The sequence below is a fragment of the Pseudoalteromonas sp. S3178 genome, from assembly GCF_005886985.1.
Classification (GTDB): Bacteria; Pseudomonadota; Gammaproteobacteria; order Enterobacterales; family Alteromonadaceae; genus Pseudoalteromonas; species Pseudoalteromonas carrageenovora.
This window is the reverse complement of the sequence record NZ_PNCW01000538.1, coordinates 1-381: the sequence shown is the minus strand read 5'-3', so window position 1 is coordinate 381 and position 381 is coordinate 1. Positions and strand designations below refer to the sequence as shown.

The following is a 381-nucleotide window of genomic DNA, read 5'->3' as shown; positions in this document are numbered from 1 at the left end:
GCAGTAAAGTCCAAGTATTTAGCGATGTAAAAGCACCCATTCAATTTCAACCAGCACAGCCAATTACCAGCATGAGTGATGCGGATAAAGTGGCTTTACTAAGAGAGATTGAACAGTGTATTCGCGATTTAGCGCCTGAGGCGCAGCAAGTGGTCAGTTCGCTATCGGCGGTATATGAAGAAGTGTTAATTGCCGCAAGCGACGGCACATTTGCAACCGATGTTCGCCCGCTAATACGTTTAAATTGCTCGGTACTACTTGAGAAAAATGGTCGCAGAGAGCGTGGCAGTGCCTGTGGGGGGGCGCGTTTAGATTATGGTTACTTTAAAGAGTTAGTAGACGGTGCACCGAGATGGGTGCAGTTTGCCAAAGAAGCTGTAC

Annotated in this window: 1 pseudogene; it reads left to right on the top strand. The window is 47.5% G+C overall.

What is annotated here, in order from left to right:
* Positions 1-381: pseudogene (tldD, locus tag CWC11_RS22100) on the top strand (metalloprotease TldD); the annotation flags it as partial.